16 protein-coding genes are annotated in these 21,075 nt (G+C 49.1%); 9 read left to right on the forward strand and 7 right to left on the reverse strand.

The genetic code is table 11. From position 1 onward, the window contains the following. The 3 genes from ACFOE0_RS15970 (at position 1) to ACFOE0_RS15980 (ending at position 3,882) form a co-directional block, all read left to right on the forward strand. Positions 1 to 1,047 (forward strand): ecdysteroid 22-kinase family protein, encoded by a 1,047-nt coding sequence (locus ACFOE0_RS15970; RefSeq protein WP_248936181.1) that lies wholly within the window; start codon positions 1 to 3, stop codon positions 1,045 to 1,047. A 112-nt stretch (positions 1,048 to 1,159) separates the two neighbouring features. After that, positions 1,160 to 1,693, forward strand: a complete 534-nt coding sequence (locus ACFOE0_RS15975; protein WP_248936182.1) for a hypothetical protein — start codon at positions 1,160 to 1,162, stop codon at positions 1,691 to 1,693. A 116-nt stretch (positions 1,694 to 1,809) separates the two neighbouring features. Continuing rightward, entirely contained in the window at positions 1,810 to 3,882 is a 2,073-nt protein-coding gene (locus ACFOE0_RS15980; protein WP_248936183.1) for a tetratricopeptide repeat protein, read from the forward strand. 78 nt (positions 3,883 to 3,960) lie between these two features. Here ACFOE0_RS15980 and ACFOE0_RS15985 read toward each other — a convergent pair whose 3' ends face one another. Beyond that, positions 3,961 to 4,431, reverse strand: coding sequence for a hypothetical protein (locus ACFOE0_RS15985; RefSeq protein ID WP_248936184.1), 471 nt, complete (start codon positions 4,429 to 4,431; stop codon positions 3,961 to 3,963). A gap of 324 nt (positions 4,432 to 4,755) precedes the next feature. Between ACFOE0_RS15985 and ACFOE0_RS15990 the strand changes: the two genes are divergently transcribed. After that, entirely contained in the window at positions 4,756 to 6,024 is a 1,269-nt protein-coding gene (locus tag ACFOE0_RS15990; protein WP_248936185.1) for a cation:proton antiporter, read from the forward strand. 97 nt (positions 6,025 to 6,121) lie between these two features. Here ACFOE0_RS15990 and ACFOE0_RS15995 read toward each other — a convergent pair whose 3' ends face one another. Both ACFOE0_RS15995 and ACFOE0_RS16000 read right to left on the reverse strand, forming a co-directional pair. Then, entirely contained in the window at positions 6,122 to 7,162 is a 1,041-nt protein-coding gene (locus tag ACFOE0_RS15995) for a porin (protein ID WP_248936186.1), read from the reverse strand. 31 nt (positions 7,163 to 7,193) lie between these two features. Then, positions 7,194 to 8,549 carry an FMN-binding protein gene (locus tag ACFOE0_RS16000; protein ID WP_248936187.1) on the reverse strand — a complete coding sequence of 452 codons (1,356 nt, stop codon included), beginning with the start codon at positions 8,547 to 8,549 and terminating at the stop codon, positions 7,194 to 7,196. Between the two features lie 186 nt (positions 8,550 to 8,735). Here ACFOE0_RS16000 and ACFOE0_RS16005 point away from each other — a divergent pair, with 186 nt between their 5' ends. From ACFOE0_RS16005 to ACFOE0_RS16020, 4 genes are all read left to right on the forward strand, one after another. After that, entirely contained in the window at positions 8,736 to 9,848 is a 1,113-nt protein-coding gene (locus ACFOE0_RS16005) for an FAD:protein FMN transferase (protein WP_248936188.1), read from the forward strand. A gap of 84 nt (positions 9,849 to 9,932) precedes the next feature. Next, on the forward strand, positions 9,933 to 11,711 hold the full coding sequence (locus ACFOE0_RS16010) for a sensor histidine kinase (protein WP_248936189.1): 1,779 nt from the start codon (positions 9,933 to 9,935) through the stop codon (positions 11,709 to 11,711). 27 nt (positions 11,712 to 11,738) lie between these two features. Next, a complete protein-coding gene (locus tag ACFOE0_RS16015) occupies positions 11,739 to 12,350 on the forward strand; it encodes a response regulator transcription factor (protein ID WP_248936190.1) in 612 nt (203 codons plus the stop codon). A 39-nt stretch (positions 12,351 to 12,389) separates the two neighbouring features. Further along, a complete protein-coding gene (locus tag ACFOE0_RS16020; RefSeq protein ID WP_248936191.1) occupies positions 12,390 to 12,914 on the forward strand; it encodes a GNAT family N-acetyltransferase in 525 nt (174 codons plus the stop codon). 106 nt (positions 12,915 to 13,020) lie between these two features. Here ACFOE0_RS16020 and ACFOE0_RS16025 read toward each other — a convergent pair whose 3' ends face one another. The 3 genes from ACFOE0_RS16025 to ACFOE0_RS16035 form a co-directional block, all read right to left on the reverse strand. Beyond that, positions 13,021 to 15,018 carry an alpha/beta hydrolase family protein gene (locus ACFOE0_RS16025; RefSeq protein WP_248936373.1) on the reverse strand — a complete coding sequence of 666 codons (1,998 nt, stop codon included), beginning with the start codon at positions 15,016 to 15,018 and terminating at the stop codon, positions 13,021 to 13,023. 327 nt (positions 15,019 to 15,345) lie between these two features. Further along, on the reverse strand, positions 15,346 to 16,137 hold the full coding sequence (locus tag ACFOE0_RS16030; protein ID WP_346347858.1) for a CLCA_X family protein: 792 nt from the start codon (positions 16,135 to 16,137) through the stop codon (positions 15,346 to 15,348). Between the two features lie 127 nt (positions 16,138 to 16,264). Then, entirely contained in the window at positions 16,265 to 18,502 is a 2,238-nt protein-coding gene (locus ACFOE0_RS16035; RefSeq protein ID WP_248936192.1) for an acyl-CoA dehydrogenase, read from the reverse strand. 1,410 nt (positions 18,503 to 19,912) lie between these two features. Between ACFOE0_RS16035 and ACFOE0_RS16040 the strand changes: the two genes are divergently transcribed. After that, positions 19,913 to 20,485: a hypothetical protein gene (locus ACFOE0_RS16040; RefSeq protein WP_248936193.1), complete on the forward strand. Its 573-nt coding sequence runs from the start codon at positions 19,913 to 19,915 to the stop codon at positions 20,483 to 20,485. A 66-nt stretch (positions 20,486 to 20,551) separates the two neighbouring features. Here the strand turns inward: ACFOE0_RS16040 and ACFOE0_RS16045 are convergent, their stop codons facing one another. Beyond that, a complete protein-coding gene (locus ACFOE0_RS16045; protein WP_248936194.1) occupies positions 20,552 to 20,959 on the reverse strand; it encodes a DUF4156 domain-containing protein in 408 nt (135 codons plus the stop codon). Positions 20,960 to 21,075 lie beyond the last annotated feature (116 nt).

The raw sequence follows: 21,075 nt of genomic DNA on the forward strand, positions 1-21,075 counted from the left end.
ATGCCCGGACATATTTATACAGAACTCCTTAGCCAATATTGGCCTGATGTGAAGCCAGAATATATCGAAACCATCCAATCTTTATGGAGTGGCTATGGCGAACTGTTCAGAGTACGGGTCAAAGACCAAAGGTTTTGTGTAAAGTACATCCAACTGACTGATAAAGCTGTTCATCCCAGGGGTTGGGATACGGATATAGGGCATCAGCGAAAATTACTCTCCTATCAGGTTGAAACCAATTGGTATGCTTTCCTGGCAAATACTCAGTTGTCACTTCCCCCTCTCCCATCCTGTGTGGCACTGATTGAATTCGATTCCGGTCGTTTTATCATCATGGATGACCTTGAAAATCTGGGATATTCCCCGATTTCTGAGACCAATGACAGGGGCAAGATTGAAAGCACGATAGAATGGTTAGCCATATTTCACGCAGCTTTTATGGTCGACTCCCAGGTATCCGCCGTACCAGATAAAAGCCAGCTATTGTTGGCGCCAGCATCCAATCAACTCTGGCCTGAAGGGGTATGGCGGAGAGGTACCTATTGGCACCTAAGTACCCGCCCTGATGAATTTGCGTCTATGCAGGATTCTGAATTGAAACAGGCCGCGGCGGATATAGACAGGAGTTTAAACTCTGCCCGTTTTCAAACCCTGGTTCACGGGGATGCCAAACTGGCGAATTTTTGTTATCGCAATACTCAAGAGTCACGGGTTGCCGCAGTTGACTTTCAATATACTGGCGTGGGCATAGGTGTTCAGGATTTGGCTTACTTTCTTGGGAGCGTAATGGATTCAGACCAGTTGTTTCAGTCGGCTCCTGAGTTGCTGGATTATTATCTGTCCCGGTTATCGGCTTCCTTAGTGAATAGATTTTCAGCAGCAGATATTCGCGACCTGAATCAGGAGTACCGTCGACTCTTCCCTGTTGCATGGGCGGATTTCGACAGATTCCTCGCAGGCTGGGCTGCAGAGCACCCAAAGTTGAATGCCTTTTCAGCTGCCCAGTGTAATAAAGCACTTAAAATAGTGTACGAAATCAAAGGGTAAATTCGGGGTAAATTGCCCTTTTTGCCCGCTGAATAGATCGAACTTTACTCCATGACATTCCATATTGAGCTTGCAGTTGTTAAGCACATTATCGTTTCATGGAGAAAGTACAATGATTAATAAATCCAACCTACTCAAAATCAGCTCACTGCTGTTAGCGACTTCGATGGCTCCATTGGCTCAAGCTGTTCCCTGGTGCCATGGCGGTACCATAGTTCAAATCGCTGATGTTTCCTGGACTCAATCCCAGATTATGGCCAACTTTTCAGGCCCAATCCCCGGTGGTGTTGCCGACCCGGAATATTACACAGCGGCGACGGCCACCTTTAACTATGCCCAGACATTTGCCGGCGGCGGTGGAGGTTTCGGTGGATATAGTGTTCCGGGCTCAGGCCAGGTTCGGGTAAGACATTACGCTCCTTACACCTTTACCAACATGGTGGGCCCTGGTTATTACTACACCAGTCAGGGTATCAAGTTTAAGCTGGACAAGTGTTATACCATCCCACCTATGACGGCTCACCATGAACTGGAAGTTGCCCTGCCAGAGGATCCTGATGGTGGCGACATTAAAGTGACTCCTTTGGAGGGGCTGGAAGAGATGCCACGCTACTGGCGCGAAAACCGCGAGCGTGAACAGAGGTAGCAATCTGTAAATATATATTGCTGCAATAGAAGGTATTTTTAGCCGATAACACTTAATCAAGGTGTCTGCGGGTGCTACAGTATTGACCACTGAATGCTCCCGGAGACACCTTTTTTATGCGTCGTTACCTGGTAATTGGCTTAACTCTATTGGCGAATATCTCATCAGCAACAGAAGCGGACACTGATGAGGTATGCGTTAATGACCACAGGTCAGTAACAAAATCCATTGAGACTTGTCGCCGGGTATTGGCCGATAAAAATTTGCCTTTGGACACAGAGGTTAATGCCGGCATTAATCTAATCGCCCTGTATACCCGTAATGGTGATTTTGAGCTTGCTAATCAGATGGATGCCCGTCTGAACAACCAGTTGGATAAAGAGCTGCTGACTCCCGAGCAGGCATTCAATTACCTCAGGCGCAGCGGGATTCTGGCCTATCGTCAGGGTGAATACGCGCAGTCACTCGGTCGGTTTCAAGCTGCAGAACGGATCGCTGAAGGTGAGCCACAACAGGCCCGGGTATTTAATGATCTGGGAACCGTTAATATGGCCATGGGGCAATTTTCCGATGCCCTGTCAGCCTTTCAATCCAGCCTGAAGATTAAACAGTCCCTGAACAACCCCATCAGTACCGCCGTCACATTTAACAATATTGGCACTGTTTATCTGAAGATGTCTGAGTGGTCCGAAGCTGAGTTGTACTTCAAAAAAGCAGCGGATATTTATCGTGATAACGATGCCAGCAGCCGACTTTCCCATACCAACGAAAATATTGCTAAAGCGCTATTCAATCAGAGTAAATATCTGCAAGCGATCGATGTCCTTGAAGACAGTCTCAGTTACCACAGAGAGTCACAGGACAGGACTGCCATGTTGCGAGTGCTTATCCACTTATCGGAAATCTATTTGGCGCTGGGTGATCCTGAATCTGCCGAGGGGCATTTGAAGCTGGCATCGGTAATAGATACCGAGCTTGGACAGAATGCCCAGAGTATCCTGCTTAAGTTGGTTATGGGTAAATTCCTCAGTAAGCAAGGCGAGTTTCAGCAAGCCGATGCGCTGCTGAATGCAGGGCTGGCCGCGGCCAAAACCGCAAGTGCTCCTGAAACCGTTAATGAATTTTACGATGCGCTAATAGCCAACGCAGAGGTGTATCATCGCTGGCAAACCAGTGCCGGGTACCTGAAAAGCAAGGCTCAGTTTGCATCCAGCCAATTTCAACAAACCTATGATGAAGCCCTGGCCAGAGTCAGAACCGAGTTTGAGTATGAGCAGCAGCAACAGGCTTACGAGATCCTCGCACAAAAGCACCAGATTAAAGCGCTGGAAGCCAACGACCGAAAGCATCAACTGATCTGGCTCACCGCATTTTCGTCTCTGGCGCTGATTTTATTGATGCTGATGATTCGTTACCAGCAACTTAAGCGTCGCACTGAAAAACAAGAACTTAACTCGCAGGTCGAGCTGCACCGAAGTCAGGTCAACGCTCTGGGGGTGTCTCTCGATTCGCTGCAAACAGCCATGAGTACACTACATCAGGCAATGCTGGTTGCCGACAATCACGACAGAGTGATTTTTGCCAATCAATCATGCTGCGACATGTTGGAGATGTCCTCTGAGCAACTGGATAGCCTTGAGTTGAACAAGTTAATTACCACGGAAAATGAAAGCTTCTGGCTTAGTCTGTCATCGGATTCTGAATTGGATGAACTCAGGTTTCATGATATTCGCCTTACCACACCAGCGGGTGAAAAGCTGTGCCAGCTTGAGGTTTCCCACGTCGATGGTGCAGGCTCGGTTACCGTGATCCGGTTTATGCAGGCCAATGATGATTCACTGCCCCACGCCACCGCCCTGCTCAGCGAAACAGAGTTTCATCAGCTGTTGGTCGACCTTATGGTCTATACCGTTGAGTCATGGGAGCAATCGACCCAGCAAAGCCGTATAGAATTGGCGGAACAAAGTGGTATTTGGCGTGTTTCTATCGATGAAGGCAGACTCAGAACCCGCTCTCTGGACAGGTACCTGTCGATTCGAAGCCTGCCAAAAAAACCCAGATGGCGTGAGGTTCTGAGAACCGGGCACTATGTGCTGGCTGAGTGTGAACTGACAAAAGAAAGAAGAGAAGAGTTGGACGCCAAGCTGGAAAGAGTAAATCAACATCTTCACGCCAGGGCACTGTTATAGGAAAGGATAAAAGGCAGCTCCGAACCCGCTGTGGCGGTGGGCGTTAACGGAGCTGCAAAAGACTATCCTTGATTAAACTTACTTTTTCCGCTCCAGTTGCTTGGTTTCACGGCGTTCAACGGGCATTTCGCACAAGCCGCAGGCAAATACCACCCCCTGCTTCACACTGTACAACTCGTGATGATTTGGGTCGCCATCTCTGAAGCTCGCTGGCTCATAAAAGATAGGTTTAACCGTACCGTCATCGCCTCTGCCTACCCTGTAAGCAAATTGGCTGCAAAGGTTGGAGGAAGCACTGCGACCAACGCCATATTCGTCATCAAACTGACCACAGGTTTTGGTGCTGACACCGTCATCACTACCAGGGCATACGCCATTCTCTTCTACATAGTTGGCGTACCGCTGGAGCTGATTGCCGTGCAGGGTAAATTTTCCCAGCAGAACAACTCTGCCACCTTCACACCATTCAGTATCAATTGGTTCTTCATGTGCCTGAGCGAGGCCGATGACCCCCACAAGACCCGCTGCGAACATCCATGCATTGCGCATAAGGTTACTCCCTTAATTTCAAGACCAAGTCTGACCCTAGAGAGTATTGCTGCGCATTAGTATCATTTTTGCGGGTAAAAACAGGGAAAAGTTGAGCTATCCATTTGTTTTTCAATAGAAATAGGCGGGCTGCGTTAACTTATGATTCAGGATGATTAAAGCCAATTCACAACTGACTCCCAATTACTTCAATCACAACAGTTGCTTAAGAATTTGGATCAGGAAAAATTTAACTTATCTTAACGTGCAATCCCATGGTTTGTTGCACTAGCATTAAACTCTGTTTCGAATTTTTCATCCTAATTCCCACTTCAGGGAGGAATTGTGTCCACATACCACCTGCTCTGCCTGTTGGCCGCGGTCAGCATTTTTATCGCCTATTTCAATCAGAAATTCAGCAAAGTACAAAACACCATTGCCATTACTGCAGCCGCTTTAATGATCTCACTGGCTGTGGCTTTGGTTGGCCAGTTTGAACCTGCCCAACTTAAGATGATGGCGGGTGTGCTTCACAGTGACTTTGATTTCAGTGAATTCTTACTCAGCGGGATTCTGGGCTTTTTGCTGTTTGCCGGGGCTTTGGGGATCAAACTGAATAACATGAAGGATCAGAAGTGGGAAATTGCGGTGCTTGCTCTGGTCGCAACCCTCACCTCCACCTTTCTGGTGGGATTCGCCCTGTACGGGATATGCAATCTGATTGGTTTTCCGCTGGATCTGGTGTATTGCCTTCTGTTTGGCGCACTGATCTCCCCTACAGACCCTATAGCAGTGCTTGCCATTGTTAAAAAGCTTCATGCTCCCCAAAGAATTTCGACTCAGATTGAAGGCGAGTCATTATTCAATGATGGCTTTGGTCTGGTGATTTTCGTGACTATTTTTACCATCGCCTTCGGCACCGAAACGCCGACCATTGGTGGGGTTACTGAGTTGTTTTTGGTTGAGGCGATTGGCGGTATTTTCTACGGCATTTTGCTTGGCGCCCTGTTCCACTGGCTAATCAAAGGCACTGACGATCCTTATATGGAACTGCTGCTGACTTTACTGGTGCCATCGGCTGGCTATGCCTTTGCCGAGGTCATTGGTGTGTCAGGCCCGCTGGCTATGGTGATGGCGGGTATTTTGATTGGCAATATCACCCGGGAACAGGGGTTAACAGATGCGTCCAAGGTGAACTTAAACCATTTCTGGGAACTGGTAGATGAGTTCCTCAACGGTATTCTGTTCCTGATGATAGGTCTGGCCATGTTGACCTTTGTGTTCCATTGGCAGGATTGGATCATGATGGCTATCGCAATCCCTCTGGTATTGGCCTGCCGCTATATTAGTATCAAATTCTGTTATCTGGGGCTGGAGCGATTCAGGATCTATAACCCTATGTCAGTGAAAATTCTGACCTGGGGAGGTCTGCGTGGTGGACTGGCTCTGGCGATGGCAATGTCCGTTCCTGCGGGAGTTATGGTGATTCCCGACAAGCAGATTGATGTGCGGGAAATACTGCTGGTGATGACCTATGCAGTCGTGCTGTTCTCGATTCTGGTTCAGGGCTCAACCATTACTCCCATGATTGAAAAAGCCAAGCGGCTCGAATAGTCAGTCCGGCAGAAGATAAAAAGGCGACCCGATGGTCGCCTTTTGCTTTGTTCCTGAATCAAACGCTCATCCTGAGCATTTTAAATAGTGCTGTCGCTTAGAAGTCGAAGCGCACACCCAGAGACACTATGGTGTCGTCGAAGCTGTTGTACTGTGCCTGCTCAACATCGAACTGGCCGATTTCGGTGTGCACCAGGGTTGAGCGGCTGATGCGGTACTCAGCACCGACTGCCCACTGTGATATTTCCGGAACAACAGTGGCAGCATCACCCATAGCGCTGTAGATGCGGTTGGCAATCAAGCCTGAACCTGAATCATCTTGACCATACTGGGCTTTCAGCATCAGCTTGTCGATCTGGTATCTGGCGTTAACAATAAAGCCGCTGCCTTCGCGATCCTGCCAGTAATCTTTGGCCGGGTTGACCAGCTCAGTGTGCTGGAACATGGCGCCCAGTTGCAAAGCATCCAACTTAACCCGGGCCACCGCACGGTAAGCCTGAATATCTTCGATTCCATCTGAGTAAGCTGCTGCCAGGTAAACATTGTTGCGCTTCAGTTTATTGTCACCATAGGTCAGAGACACCTGGTAGTTACCATTGTCACGACGGGCATCCTCTTCTTCGTAATGGTTATCTTCCATCACATAGCTAACGCCCAACTGCATATCATTCCAGCGTGCAGACTTATACTCCAGTGAGTCACCCCAGCGCTTGTCACCGGCGAACAGGCGGTCATGCTTCATCGAGTACATGTCCATAGCGTCAACACCGCCTTTGGCCATTTTGAATACCGGGTCGATACGGCCTACCGCCAGGGCCCCCAGGGTGTCATGCTTTACACCCAGATAAGTGGGACGTGCAGAGAAAGGGTTGCTGCTCTTACCTTCAGTGCCACCATTTACACCTACCTCAATACGGTAGAACACAGAGGTAGACTCAGACAGGCTCATATCCCCTTTCACACCCAGACGGCTGAAGTTGTTTTCCAGCACTATGCCATCTTTGTTGTTATGGGTGGCAGAGCCTGAATCTGAAGAGGTTACTGAGTAGTCGAAACGGCCGTAGAAGTCCATGGTGTCGGCGTGGGCCATAGGGGCCAACATCGCCAGAGTCAGTGCTGACAGGGTCAGTTTTTTCATTTTGCTATTCCTTTTTTAATGCTTCTGTTTCTCAGGCTTTTGGTGCATTGGCGTGGGCTTTGATAACGCCATCGCTGCGCATTTCGTTGTAGAGTTTTTCAGCCAGGGAAAGGTAGTTGTCCCAGGCGTCTGAGCGTTTGGTGAAACCGGTCGCCGCATAACTGCCTGTGTCGCCGGTCGCTGGCAGGTCGTTGATTTCAAACAAAGAACCACCTGCTTTCAAATGCTCTGCCAGACCGTCCATCATCACGTTGAAGCCGATACGTGATGGCTCGCTGTAGTAGATAGATTGGTATTTGGACTGACGGTAGAAGCCTTTCAGAGACGGATCGCGGATCTGCTGCTTGTTGTCAGCAAAAATCTCGTCGTAATAGGCGTGAGTGATGGTTTTACTGTTCTTATCGACCACCAGACGCAGCATGGCGGTAATACCTGTCCAGCGACCTTTGTCATCTTTCAGTTTTTCAGCCAACTGATAGAACAACTGGTCACTGCCTTTGGTTTGAATGCGATCATTGATCTTGGCAGTCAGTGGGATCATCGACTGCTCAACGCTGTTTGATGCACCGGCCACTACGTCCACACCCAGGTATTTCAGGCGGTTGGGTTCTGCCAGTTTATTCTTCAGCTTAGGGTCGAAGTCAGGGTTCAGTTCGAAGGTCAGCTTGTCCTGGTCCATCATCAGCTTTTCCATGGTCAGGCTGGACTGTACCCAGGCGGTACCTTTCTTTTCGCCCATAGAGAAGTTGTACTCAGACATACGCTTGGGTACGTCCTGATACAGTCGGGTGTAATAGTTTGGACGACCGGACTCATTGAACTCAGCCAGCAGGACATCCCTGGCATTCTGGCTGTCAGTCACGATCAGCATGCTGCCCATGTGCCCCTGACGGAAACGCGCTTCTTCGTAGAAGTATTCGCCCTTAACCACCCCAAGCTGAGGCTGAATTGACCATTTGAGTTTGAATTCTTTCTTATCTGAAGCACTGCGGGCACCCACAGGTTCAAAGGCTGGCTTGCTGCCATCGGCGCGGGGAACGTCATTAACCGCTTTAAGGATACCGTTGGAAGAGTAAGTCGCGCCTGAAATCGCATCTATCCCTTCGTGGCCATTGTTCTTAAGAATTTCCGGTAGCAAACGCTCGGCATTCAAAAACAGGGATTCGGTTTCTTTGTGGGCCAGAGTCTTAACTGCGATGATATTGCCGTTTTCAACTTTGACTTCAAGTTGGATGTCGCCCTTCTTACCTTTACCTGATACCAGGTGAGTACCATCTTCATACTTGCCCTTCGGCGCATCGAATGAGGCACAACCAGATAGCGCAAATGCCGATACTGCCAGCGCTGAACAAACCAGACTTAATCTAAATGTTTTACCGTATTTCATAGCCTTAGCCCTGAATCAATGTGGGTGTTGAGGCCAGAATAGCGACAGAGAAAATTGCGACAATTGCGGAAAACCGCAGGTTTTGGATTTGGATAACAGAAGTGTTAACTGCAAGACATTTTCATCATGCCAGCCTTGGCTTAACTGGCTTGGCGAAGGATGCTGACTCTGTTCACAGGAGTCCTTATGAAATTATCTTTGATATTGGCGGGCCTGACCGCCCTTTCCGCCCCGGCATTTGCTGATGACTTTAATCCTTATCAGTGTGAGGGGAACGCCACCTTTGTGGTGGAACCCAATAATGCGAATATGACCACCTTGCGGTACTTCGGCACCTCAGTGTCGGTGCAAATCTATGGTCAAGCTGCTGAGGTTTCACAAAAGGCCCTGTGTGATGCGCTGAATGTGGTTCAGGAGTATCACTATCAGGCATCCAATTACAGCACCTACCCAGGTTTTACCAATATCAAAACCATTAATAATGCCCCGGGCCAAACCCATATTATCGACAGCAAGTTAATGGAGCTGCTGGAGGCCAGCCTGGAGTGGCACGATAAAACCGGTGGACGATTCAATGTGGCCTTGTCGCCTGTTGTCGATATCTGGCGCGGATACCGCAAGCGCTGCCAAAAAGGGGGCGAATGCGAAACCCCAAAACGCAGTGAGTTGGAGCAGGCAGCCAGGCTGACCAATGTTGACAATATAAAGCTGGACGCAGTGGCAGGCACCATCTCAATGGCACCGGGAATGTCACTGGATCTGGGTGGGATCGCCAAAGGCTGGATGGTGGAAAAGGTCTACGACAGCCTGAAAAACAATGGCGTGCAGCAGTTTATCATCAATGCCGGCGGCAACATTCGCCATTATGGCCTGCATCCTGATGGACGCGAGTTTGTTACCGGAATCGAAAACCCTGTATGTCGGAAGAATGAGTACAGTACGCCCGAGTGTCAAATGCCAGAAAACCACTATCATGAGTTGATTTCGGGTGAAAACCTGACTGTGGTATCCAGCGGTAATTATCTCAACTATTACACTGTCGATGGCCAGGAGTACCACCATATTATCGATCCCAGTACCCTGGCTCCGAATCCGGATGGTATAGCAGTGACTGTCGTGATGGAAGATCAGCAAATTATCGCCGACGTGCTGTCCACCAGCCTGTTTTTGATGCCAAGGAATGAAGCCCTTAAGTTACTCAAAACATTGCCCGGTACTCAGGCGGTTTGGTATGAAAATGTCGACGGCAGTAAATGGTCCACCAGCGATTTTGATAAGTTCCGGCTGAAATTGCCATAGAGCTAACGGTATTTCAGGCGCCACTGTTTAATAATTACTGTATTCAACTGTGCCCTGCCGCTACCTAATCAATAAAATCTGTCGATGTCAGCAAAATTAAACCTAATTTCCGGACTGCTTGCAGGCTGCACAGCGTTCAGCCTGTTTGCGGGAGAAACTCCTGATAACAGCGCGCCAATTAAAGTGGGCGTGGCAGCATTTGCCAACCCGGCATCTGTTGCGGCCCGCTGGCAACCGACCATAGATTACCTGAGCCATACATTGGGGCGAGACTTTGACCTTAAGGTACTCTCCCCGATTGAACAGCAACGTGCGGTGGCCAATGATCAAATCGATTTTTTGATCAGTAACCCGGTATCCACCGTCTCTTTCAAGCAGGATTTTGGCATTAACCAGCTGCTGTCTCTGGTGGGCAATAACGCTTCAAGGCCTGAAGATACAGTTGGTTCTGCTGTGATCAGCCGTGTTGGCGAAGCGCCGAGAGATTGGTCGTCCCTGGAACACCTTAAAGTGGTCTCCTCTGCACCGGAAGCCTTTGGCGGCTTTCAGATCTTTGCCGGTGAACTGGCAAACCGGGGAATTGATGTTCAAAAAGACCTGAAGCAGTTTACATTCCGTGGCTTTCCTCAGGAAAACCTGCTGCAACTAGTGCGAAATGGCGAGGCCGATATCGCGATTCTTCCTGCCTGTGTGTTGGAAAATGCGGTTAGACAGGGACATGTTCCAAAAAACAGTCTGACGGTTGCGCTCAAGGTCAAACATGACAACTACCCCTGTGAGGCTTCAACCCCTTTGTATCCGGGTTATGCTTTTTCAAAGTTGGGCCATACAGATCATCAGCTTGGCGCCAGTCTGGTTAAAGCCTTGCTTAGCATAGATAACACTCATCCAGCAGCGATTCAGGGCAGATATCAGTACTGGACAGTACCGGTCGATGACAGGCAGGTGTTTGCTCTGCTTAAAACCCTGCAAAGATGGCCCTTTGTGACCAACTGGGAGAAGCTTTTGCATTCTGCTTTGCCCTGGCTGTTTGGTGGCGGCATTATCTTTCTGCTCGGCGGTCTGCATCATCTTTGGGTGCAGCGTTTGGTGCATATCCGGACCCGGGCCTTGCAAACCGAAATGGAAGGACACAAGCAGACCCAACAGGCTTTGCTTGACCAGCAAAAGCAGTTTTTTAAAGCCCAGCGAGTGTTGCTGACCGGTGAGATGGCGTCGGGGATCTCCCATGAATTGAAACAGCCCCTGGCCGGGATCCGTTATTTGACCCAGGGTTGCCTTTACCGGATGAAGGACAGTGGTCCTGAGCTGAAAAGCGCCATGACCAAGGTGCTGGACCAGGTCGACAGAGCCCAGGATACCATTAACCGACTAAGGAGCTTTTGCCAGCAGGATACTCAATATTGTCGCATTGACTTGATGCAATTGCTCGATGAGACGCTCAATCTTATGCGGCCGGATTTTAAAAGAATAAAGCTTGAGCCCATGTTGAATCTGGTGCCCGGGTTGATACATGCAGATTCCAGCTTGATACAACAGGTATTGGTTAACCTGATCCGTAACAGTCTGGATGCCATGGATGAAACCGATTCGCCAGAGCTTTCAATTAATCTTAAGACCTGCGGCGATAACGTCGTCCTGGAGATTATTGATAACGGTAAGGGGCTGTCTGACACCCAATACGATCGCCTGTTTATGCCGTTTGAGACCAGCAAACCTCAAGGCACAGGTTTGGGTATGGTGATTTGCAAACGTATTGTTGAAGAACATCAGGGCCAGTTGGAGGCGTTACGCCGTACTCAGGGCCTGTGTATGCGCCTTACCCTGCCTAAAGCACAGCTGAGCTATGAAGATGCCCTTTAATACTGACCCCGTGGAAGGAAGGCTAATATGAATTCGCCCAATATCGACAATGTGTATCTGGTTGATGACGATCAGGACGTGCTTGAGTCATTAAGCTGGATGCTTGAAGGCCTGGGAATTCAGCCAGCCTGTTACCAATCCGCCGATGCGTTTTTAACCCAAACTGACATTCACCAGGCTGGTGTTGCCGTGCTCGATATTAATATGCCGGGAATGGACGGTATGGAGCTGTTGGAAACCCTGAAACAGCGAAACAGCCCGATTAGAGTGATTATGTTGACCGGCCAGGGAACCATAGCGCTTGCCGTAAAAAGTATTCAGTTTGGCGCGTTGGACTTTCTGGAAAAGCCAGTAGATGGAGACAAGCTGCTGACGTTGCTTGAGCAAGGCATCAAGCAAAGTCAGGAGTTGGCCGAGAGTTTGGTTCATAAAACTCAGATCACAACCCGCCTTGAGAGCCTTACCCGGCGGGAGAAAGAGGTATTAAGCGGGATTCTGGACGGTAAAATGAACAAGGTGATCGCCGCTGAACTGGGCATAGCTCAACGTACAATTGAGTTGCACAGGCAAAAGGTGATGAGCAAAATGTCAGCCGGTAGCGTTGCCGAGCTGACCTCTATGATAAACGCTGTCCATTAACCCCTTTAGATATTCCATGCAGCTTTAAAAGATTAGTGTATGAACATCCCCTTTGACTTCTGCTGGATTACTCCTGACGACCATAGCTCGCCTGTGCAAAATCCAACCCTGCGGAATGACAGTCAGCAAAAACAGCAGTCCAGAGAGATAAAAAAGCTGTATCAGGCCTATATGCCCTGGGCGAAACCTAAAGGCAGAGAAAAGCTAGCTATCGTAACCATTAATGGTCTGGACAACGAGGATACGGACCAGCCAGATAGCAATGACAAAAGGATAATTGCCGTGGTTCGCATTCGTCCCATTGGTGAGTTTGAGTTGGTAACAGGCATGCTGGTGCATCCTGAGTATCGGGGACAGGGTATTGGCGATGAGCTGCTTAAATTCATTTCACCTGAGCTGACCTCGGGGAAAAGCTTTCTGTATGCCCTGCCTCACCTTGAAAACTATTACTCCCGTGCAGGGTTTCAGCTGCGGGCGATCGACACAGTGCCCAATGATATCGGCCAGCTCTATCTTAAATATTCAAGACAAAAGCCTCTGGTATTAATGGGCTGGAAAGGATAGCTCACGACTCCCAGGTAACGAGATAAAGAGAAGAGATAAAGCGATAAACAATAAACAGCCCGCCATTGATATGACGGGCTTTCGTTATAAACCATAGGGAATGAGTTTAAGGCTTGGCCGGGCCACCATATTGCTCAAACCACCAAAGGATATACTCAACCTTAGCCATCAGGTTGGATGGTCTGGCGGTGATACCATGACTGGCACCCGGAATACGTACCATAGCAGTGTCCACCTTCTGCAGCTTAAGGGCCTGATACAGCTGCTCGGATTCACCAATCGGAGTACGGTAGTCATCTTCACCGGTCAGCAGCATAGTCGGGGTAGTGATATTGCCAGCCAGACTGATGGGTGAGCGCTTCATGTAGTGCTCGGTATTATCCCAGGGCATACCCGGGAACCAATACTGGGTAAAGAAGGGATAAAAGTCCGCCGTCAGTACAAAGCTGTACCAGTTCATCACCGGCTTGGCGACAACCGCAGCAGCAAATCTGTCTGTCTTGCCGACTATCCAGGTTGTCAGCGTACCGCCACCTGAGCCACCAGTGACATAAAGCTTCTCTTCGTCGATAAAGCCGCGCTTAATCACTTCATCCACACCGGACATCAAATCATCGTAATCCTGGCTTGGATAGTTGTGCATTATGGTCTGCGCAAACTCCTTACCATAGGAGGAGCTGCCTCTTGGGTTCATATAGAGCACCACATAACCGCGGGCGGCAAACAGTTGAAGCTCCATTGAGAACTGAGGACCATAGGCAGCGGTAGGACCGCCGTGGATTTCAAGCAATAAAGGATACTTCTTACTCTTGTCGAAGCCTGGAGGATACATGATCCAGCCCTGCACGTTCAGACCATCGTAACTGGATTTAACCCAGAACTCTTCCACCTTTGCGGTGTCCTTGCCATCGGTAAAGTCAGCATTGAAATCAGTCAATACGTCGTATTTACCCGCCTTACGACCGGATACAGACGTCACAGCCAACTCGGCCGGTCTTTGGGTATCAGACAAGGTAAAGGCCATCTTGCCATTACCTGAGATATCAAAGTCACCAGAGGTGTAAGGTCTGCCGAGGCTGGTTCCGCCAATCATATCTGTGACTTCGGTGCGCTTACCTTTCACCGACACTTTATCAAGGCGGGTTTTGCCCTGATCGTCATAGCTGATATACAGGGCATCTGAATCGCCGTCCCACTGGAAGGTAGATACCGAACGGTCGAGATCTGCTGTCAGTGATTTCACCTCGCCTGACTTCAGATTCTTAAGATAAAGCTGTTGGTTTTCGTAATTTGTACCTTTGTCGTCATAGCCTGTGTAAGCAAGCCACTTACCGTTGGGTGAAACCCTTGGCTGACTGTCAGGTCCGTTTCTGTCGGTTATCGCTTCTATCGCCTTTGAGGTCATATCCAGACGATAGATTTCGGCGTTCAGCGGCTGATATTCAGCGTCATCAAAACGGGAAGCGGCAAAATACAGTGTGTTACCGTCAGGTGTGAATGACAGCGTGCCACCATGATTATAGGGCCCATCCGTTAACTGGCGGGCATGGCCGCCGTTGGCAGCCAGGGTAAACAGTTGGGTATTGCCCGGCTTACGGTAACCGCTGCCATCCAGACGGTAGATGGTATCTTCGATAAATATGGCGTCATCAGCCCAGGTGGCACCTTTGGGTTTACCAGAAAGAGACACTGGACGTTTTGGTGCAGCCGGTACAAACATGGAGAACACCAGCGACTTGCCATCGGGGGCCCAGGTCAGCCCAGAGGGTGATGAAGTGAGACTGGAGATCTTGACCAATTCACCTGACTTAAGCCACTTAATATAAATTTGAGGACTGCCACCCCGATTTGAAATAAATGCCAGACGGGTTTCATCCGGTGACAGCACAGGCGACCAATCGTAATGCTCTCCTGTCGTGACAGGAAGAAGGTCATCGCCGTCACTGCTTATTTTCCAGATATTGCCTGTCTTGCTGTCTTTAAACTTGTCCATCTGCTGACGCACAAAGTAGACGGTATCGCCATCGGCAGTAATATCCGGACTGGAGACATACTCAAGGTTAAAAACGTCTGTGGCACTCAGAGGCTGATGATTATCAGCCATGGCTGCAGGAGTCAGCCCCAGACTCAGACTCAGACTCAGCGCCAGACTGAGCGATAGTTTAGAGGCAATCAGGCCAGGTGCTTTTATTATTGAGAGTTTTGAGCTTGGCTTTTTCATTTTCATCCCTGTCATCATTAACATGGATGCAGCATGCTAAAAGCAAGCGCTTAACTCAAGATGAAAGCCTGAATTGCATTCAATATCAGCAATGAAAAAAGTAACAAAGTGTTGGAAGAGGATTCAGCTATCCACTTGTCACCGGAAAACCTGAGTTTAAAGCTGCCAACAAGGCTTGTTGTGAAGGTAAAGCGAGTCGTCTGCATGACGCTATTTGCTGAGTGCCTGGCCAAGCGGCCCAAAATATCCCTGCAGTGCTGAATGAATCTCCTGCCTGTGGGCAAGGTCCGGATAAACACGCATGACATCCGGCTTGGTGGTACCGGATACCAGATAAGGGTTGTCTATCTCAGTGCAGGACTCCACCACAGCCTCAAAGGCGCGCGCCATCATCTCGGTCGGCAAAGAGAAGTAATGGGCACCTGCGACCTTGTCTGCCTTTACACTGCGGGCAACATAATCATGCTTATCCAGACCGTCATGACTCAAGAGCGCAGTATTGAATACTGAAAACAATCGGTCGTTCAAGGGATGTGGCAGGGGCAACTCATCTTTAAGCCAGCAATCACTGGCAAACAGAATGCGTTTACGGGGACCAAAAGCATCACCAATATCAAATGCCTTGTCAGCAATGTAATGGTCAAACGCATGCCAGAACTCATGGGCCAGCGCCCCTGCCCCGGCATTTTTAGCCAGCGCCAGTTCTCTTTGATTGGGGGCGTAGTGAGCCTGCACGCCTTTACGGCCGCCACTGCCAAAGGCCAGGCTTAAACTGCCGCGAAGGCCAATCGCCTCAGGGGGCAATGCCAGAATGTAAGCAAGGTCTGCCAGGGAATCGAAAATCAGATTGGCCGCCAGATCCTTCTCTTCCCGGGTCACCCAGCTCCCGACACGAATGTTCCCCATACCAAAGGTTTGCTTGATATCCATAAACGACATTTGCTCGCCATGTCGATAGTCAGGACCTTTACGGGTTTTGTACTTAAAACTGGTTAACTTCAAGGATTACCTTTGATTTCAGGATGAGGCTCGTTGTTCGGCCGGCAATAAAAAGGCCTCCCGAGGGAGGCCTTGATGCTACTGACTGGGATGCGGTTTGTCTATCAGGACAAAGCAGAACCAGGAAGGATTAACCAGCGGCTTTCAGCTCAGGCTGAGGCGTGATCAGATTCAGGTCGAAATCGAACTCATCAACCCTGATTGCGCGCTCACGTTTCACGTTATATGCATGAAGCTGCTTGGCTTCGCTTGCATTGACTACACCAGCTGCCAGCGCATTATCTATGGTTTCACCGAAGCGAACACCGGCGCGAACCTCTTTCTTGCGCAGCGCTTTCTTCAGGCGAGCGAGCAGATCCAGACACTCAATCTTGGCCAGATAGGCTTTTTCATTAATGTCGTTACCGTCTCCTGCTACCGGACGGATCAGATGAGTGAGCTGCTTCTTGAACGCAGTATTCATCTGCGCCGCTTCTGCCAGTTCACGTACCAGATCATCTGAGATCTTTGGCATACGCTTACCGTAAGTGATGGTCAACAGGCGCATCGCCTGGCGGGTTGGCGCGGACGGGAAGTTATCCAGGAAGTCATGGATAGCGTTCTCTGCCTGCTGCAGCGACCAACGGGTAGCGTAATGGAAGTAAGGTTCAGCATCCTTACGGGCCGCTTCAGATACCTTGGTCTCGAAGTAACGAATCGACGCCATGGCAGCATAAAGGTAGCTCATCACGTCGCCCAGACGGGCTGACAGCATCTCGGCTTGCTTAAGCTTACCACCCAGTACCAGCAGCGAGAAGTCAGCATATACCGCCAGCTTTGAAGCCAGCTGCTGAACCGCTTTCTCGTAAGGTTGAACCTGTGGCAGTTTTGATTCTGCTCCTGCGGTAAATGGCAGCAATCCCAGGCGGAAGGAACGCAGGCTGTTACCCACACTGTAACCCACGGTTTTAGCCAGAATGCTGTTAAAGGTTTTATCAGCGTCCTTCTCTTCGCTGTGGATCGCTTCCACCATATTTTGCAGGTATGGATGACAGCGCATCACGCCCTGACCAAAGATCATCAGGTTACGGGTCAGGATGTTGGCCCCTTCAACCGTAATGGCAATGGGTTGGGCTACATAGCCTGAAGCGAGGGTATTTTGCGGGCCACACTGAATGGCTTTACCTGCCTGAATATCCATGGCGGAATCCAGCACATCACGGCCAAGCTCTGTCATATGGTATTTGGCGATAGCGGTTACCACAGATGGCTTTAGGCCGAGGCCCAGGCCTTCAGTGGTCAGTACGCGCATCGCTTCCTGCAAGTAGGTTTTACCCGCGATATCTGCAAGTTTCTGCTGGATACCCTCAAACTTACCGATAGACAGACCGAACTGCTCCCGTACTGCCGCATATTCGGCAGAAGATTTAAAGGATGCCTGAGACACACTCACGCCCAACGCAGGCAGAGAGATACCACGGCCGGCGCCAAGACAGCTCACCAGCATCTGCCAGCCGCGACCTATGTTTTGCTGGCCGCCGATAATGAAATCCATTGGGATAAAGACGTTCTCACCACGGGTGGTACCGTTATAAAAACGCACACCCATAGGGTCATGACGATTGCCCAATTGCACACCGGGGTGAGATTTAGGGATCAGCGCACAGGTAATGCCCAGGTCATAGGTATCGCCCAGCAGACCATCGGGATCCTGCACTTTAAAGGCCAGACCAAGCACGGTAGCAATTGGTGCCAGCGTAATATAACGCTTGTCCCAGGTGACGCTCAGACCCAGCACTTCTTCGCCGTTATATTCGCCCTTGGTCACCACACCGATATCCGGGATACCACCTGCATCACTGCCCGCTTCCGGGCTGGTCAGGGCAAAACAGGGAATGTCCTGTCCACCAGCCAGACGTGGCAGCCAAAAATCCTGCTGCTCACGGGTACCGTAATGCATCAGCAGTTCACCGGGCCCCAGTGAGTTAGGCACCATGACAGTCACTGCAACTGCGCTGCTCTTAGCGGAGATGGTCGCCACAATGGTTGAGTTAGCGTAAGGGCTGAACTGAAGACCGCCGTATGACTTAGGGATAATCAGGGAAAAGAACTTATGTTTCTTGAGGAATTCAAGAATGGAATCAGGAATGTGTTTACTGTTCTGGATCTCGAAGTCGTCGATCATTCCCAGCAGTTCCTGAACAGGACCATCGAGGAAGGCTTGCTCCTCAGCAGTCAATTTCGCATCGGGTACGGCGCGAAGGGAATAAAAATCAGGCTTACCCTGATAGATGGAACCTTCCAGCCATACATCACCTGCGTCCAGCGCTTCCTGCTCTGTGGTGGAAATGCTGGGCAATATCTTCCTTAGTTGGGTTCGTAAACTCATATCCATTACTCATCTGACCAGAATACACATGTCTACATTACGTCACAAAATGCGATCGAGTTCAAACAATTTAAACAAACGTTTGAATAAATTTTTAAAATGACACAGGAAATAGATCTTTAAAGCCTCCCTATCACATTGTTATTTATATCGTTTAGGGAACTCTTACCGCTTTGATTTACCGCAACAAAAAATCTTCAACTCGTCCACATCCAGAGCATTTAGGTGGACAAAAAACTAAGCGAACACTTGTAAGCTTAATAAAGTGATGGAATCAAGCCCTGGTGATCCAGAGAACACCAGTAACCCCTTGGAGCGCGTGGAAATTGAGATCTTCACCTCATTCGGGAATTCCAGTCTAATGAAATTCTCCCCACCCTTTGACTGCTTAAAATATTTATTAAAATTAGATAGATAAATGACAATGAAAAACTTGAAGGAAGAAGGCTTTACCCAAAGTTGCTATGGTTGACTGCTGATTTGTCCCAACAGAGACAGGGCTATCTTCAGCCGAGATTTGCTGATTTAACGAGAAGTTTAGTGGCTGATGTAAACCTCCTTTAAAGTTGCCTCATGCCTTAAGTTCGATTGATGACCAGGCTATGTATTTTCCGAAAAAGCTTTAGGTATGCCACATTCAAGGGATAGAAAAAGACGACCCCAATGAGCCAGGCGTTGAGCTTTAAGTGGGGAAACCACCAGTTCCTGTATTCCGTCAGATCCATGTCAATGGGCACCCACTTTTCGAACATGCCGACTATCGGTAACAACAGGAAATATACAGGCTCAAAAAAAACGTGAACAAGCCAATAGAGTGGTGCAAAGCTGATCTTGTCGAAGTGAGACAAATAGCAAAGGTATGCCTGGCCAAAACTCAACAGAACAAGCAAGACTCTGATTGGAATTTTGCTCCGGTCTGCCCCCATGTGTGTCCCCTGCTTCGCCAACTGTTCTCGCTCAGCCTATCACGTTCTCACTATGACCAGAGCATTCGGTTAGCCCAGTCCATCACAATGCGTGCCCGTCCGGGCACCCCTGAAACTTTGGATGTTTCAGCCTCAACTTTTTTAAAGGGATCCAGTAATACCAATGAATGGTTAATCATGATTTATGCAAAATCAAAAGTATCAGCCCCGAGATTTTTCTGACAACCATTCAATTATTTGAATAGACATGCATTTTCAAGAGCACCAAACAGGTTGATTGAACAGATTGCAAGTAGAGTCCGCCAACCTGTCGGAAATTGCCTTGGTTGAATGACACCATTGCACTTGAGAACTGCAGTTAAGCGCGACGCCTGTTCATGCTCCACTCTCACCCAAAGGCGCTATAGCAAGGGGACAGGATTTGCATTAGCTTGTTTTTATCACTCCCTTGCAAACTGCAATTGATGGCACCATTGGAGAGAAAATGAAATATCTGATACTTGTTATCGCTCTCGGACTGAGCGTCTGTTTTAACGCCAAAAGTGCAGGAACCCAGTACACCTCAACTCAATACGTCATTGCTGCTTGCCTGTGGATGAATATTCCACAAGAAAAGTGGCAAGAATTAGACAGAGCGAATAATGAAAGCAGTGATGAGCAGGCCCTGCAGCAATTGACCACTGAGCTGATCGGGTCGGAGATCGATCAGTGCACCTACAATGGTCAAGTCATCAGTCTGGAACCTCACAAGCAGGCATTTTCACTCTATGACAAGATTATGAAGATGAGGGCGGGACTGCCTGGTGATATTGACCTTAGTCGCTATAAAGGTTTCCCCCCTAAGATCGATGGCCCCATTTACGACCATAATACGACGTTCAGCGAAATCGAAGTGATGACGGCAAATTGCGGACTATTTTTACAAAACACTCAGTATCCTGGTGCAAGCCTGACATTCTGTATCGACCGGTATCAGATCCCAAAGACAAAATACAGCAAGGTCAGTTATCTATACGATCAACTGGTGGCGACCAAACGCTTTTTTAAAGACGATTGACTGACTTGAGCTGCAACAAAAAAGCCCGCATTCGGCGGGCTTTTTGCTTTTCTACACGTGCAATCGTTACTGGGCTGGCTGCTCTGTAACAGAAGAGACCAGCGGTGGCTGAATGTCGCCCTGCTGTGTGTTTGTCTTGTTCTGACCACTACAGTCGTAGGCGTTAGCCATCATGGTCACTGAGCCCAGGAAACCAAAAGGACGGAACAGATATATGGTGTCAGCGCCCTTCTCGTGAGCTTTAATGCGCATTTCGTTCAGAGTGCCCCATACCATGTCACGATCAGCATGCAGCCAGTAATCATAGAAATGTCCCTGAGAGCCCAATACCGTGCCTTTATGCTCACAACCGCGCAGTGCGTATGTATCATCCCACAGCACTTTTACTTTCTCAGATTCCATGGTTGGAAAAGTTACACAGGCAGACAAACTGGCAGCTCCGGCCAGTACCAACAGGGTTTTTAGCAGTTTCATCACGCACCCAAAGACAGTTAACAAGAGAACAAAATACAAAGGGCGGCGAGTGTATGCTCAGTGATGAAATAAGGGAATTGGCGTGGTGAAAAACTGAGATCCACGCCACGGGCATT

Source organism: Shewanella submarina (genome assembly GCF_042646185.1).
GTDB lineage: Bacteria > Pseudomonadota > Gammaproteobacteria > Enterobacterales > Shewanellaceae > Shewanella > Shewanella corallii.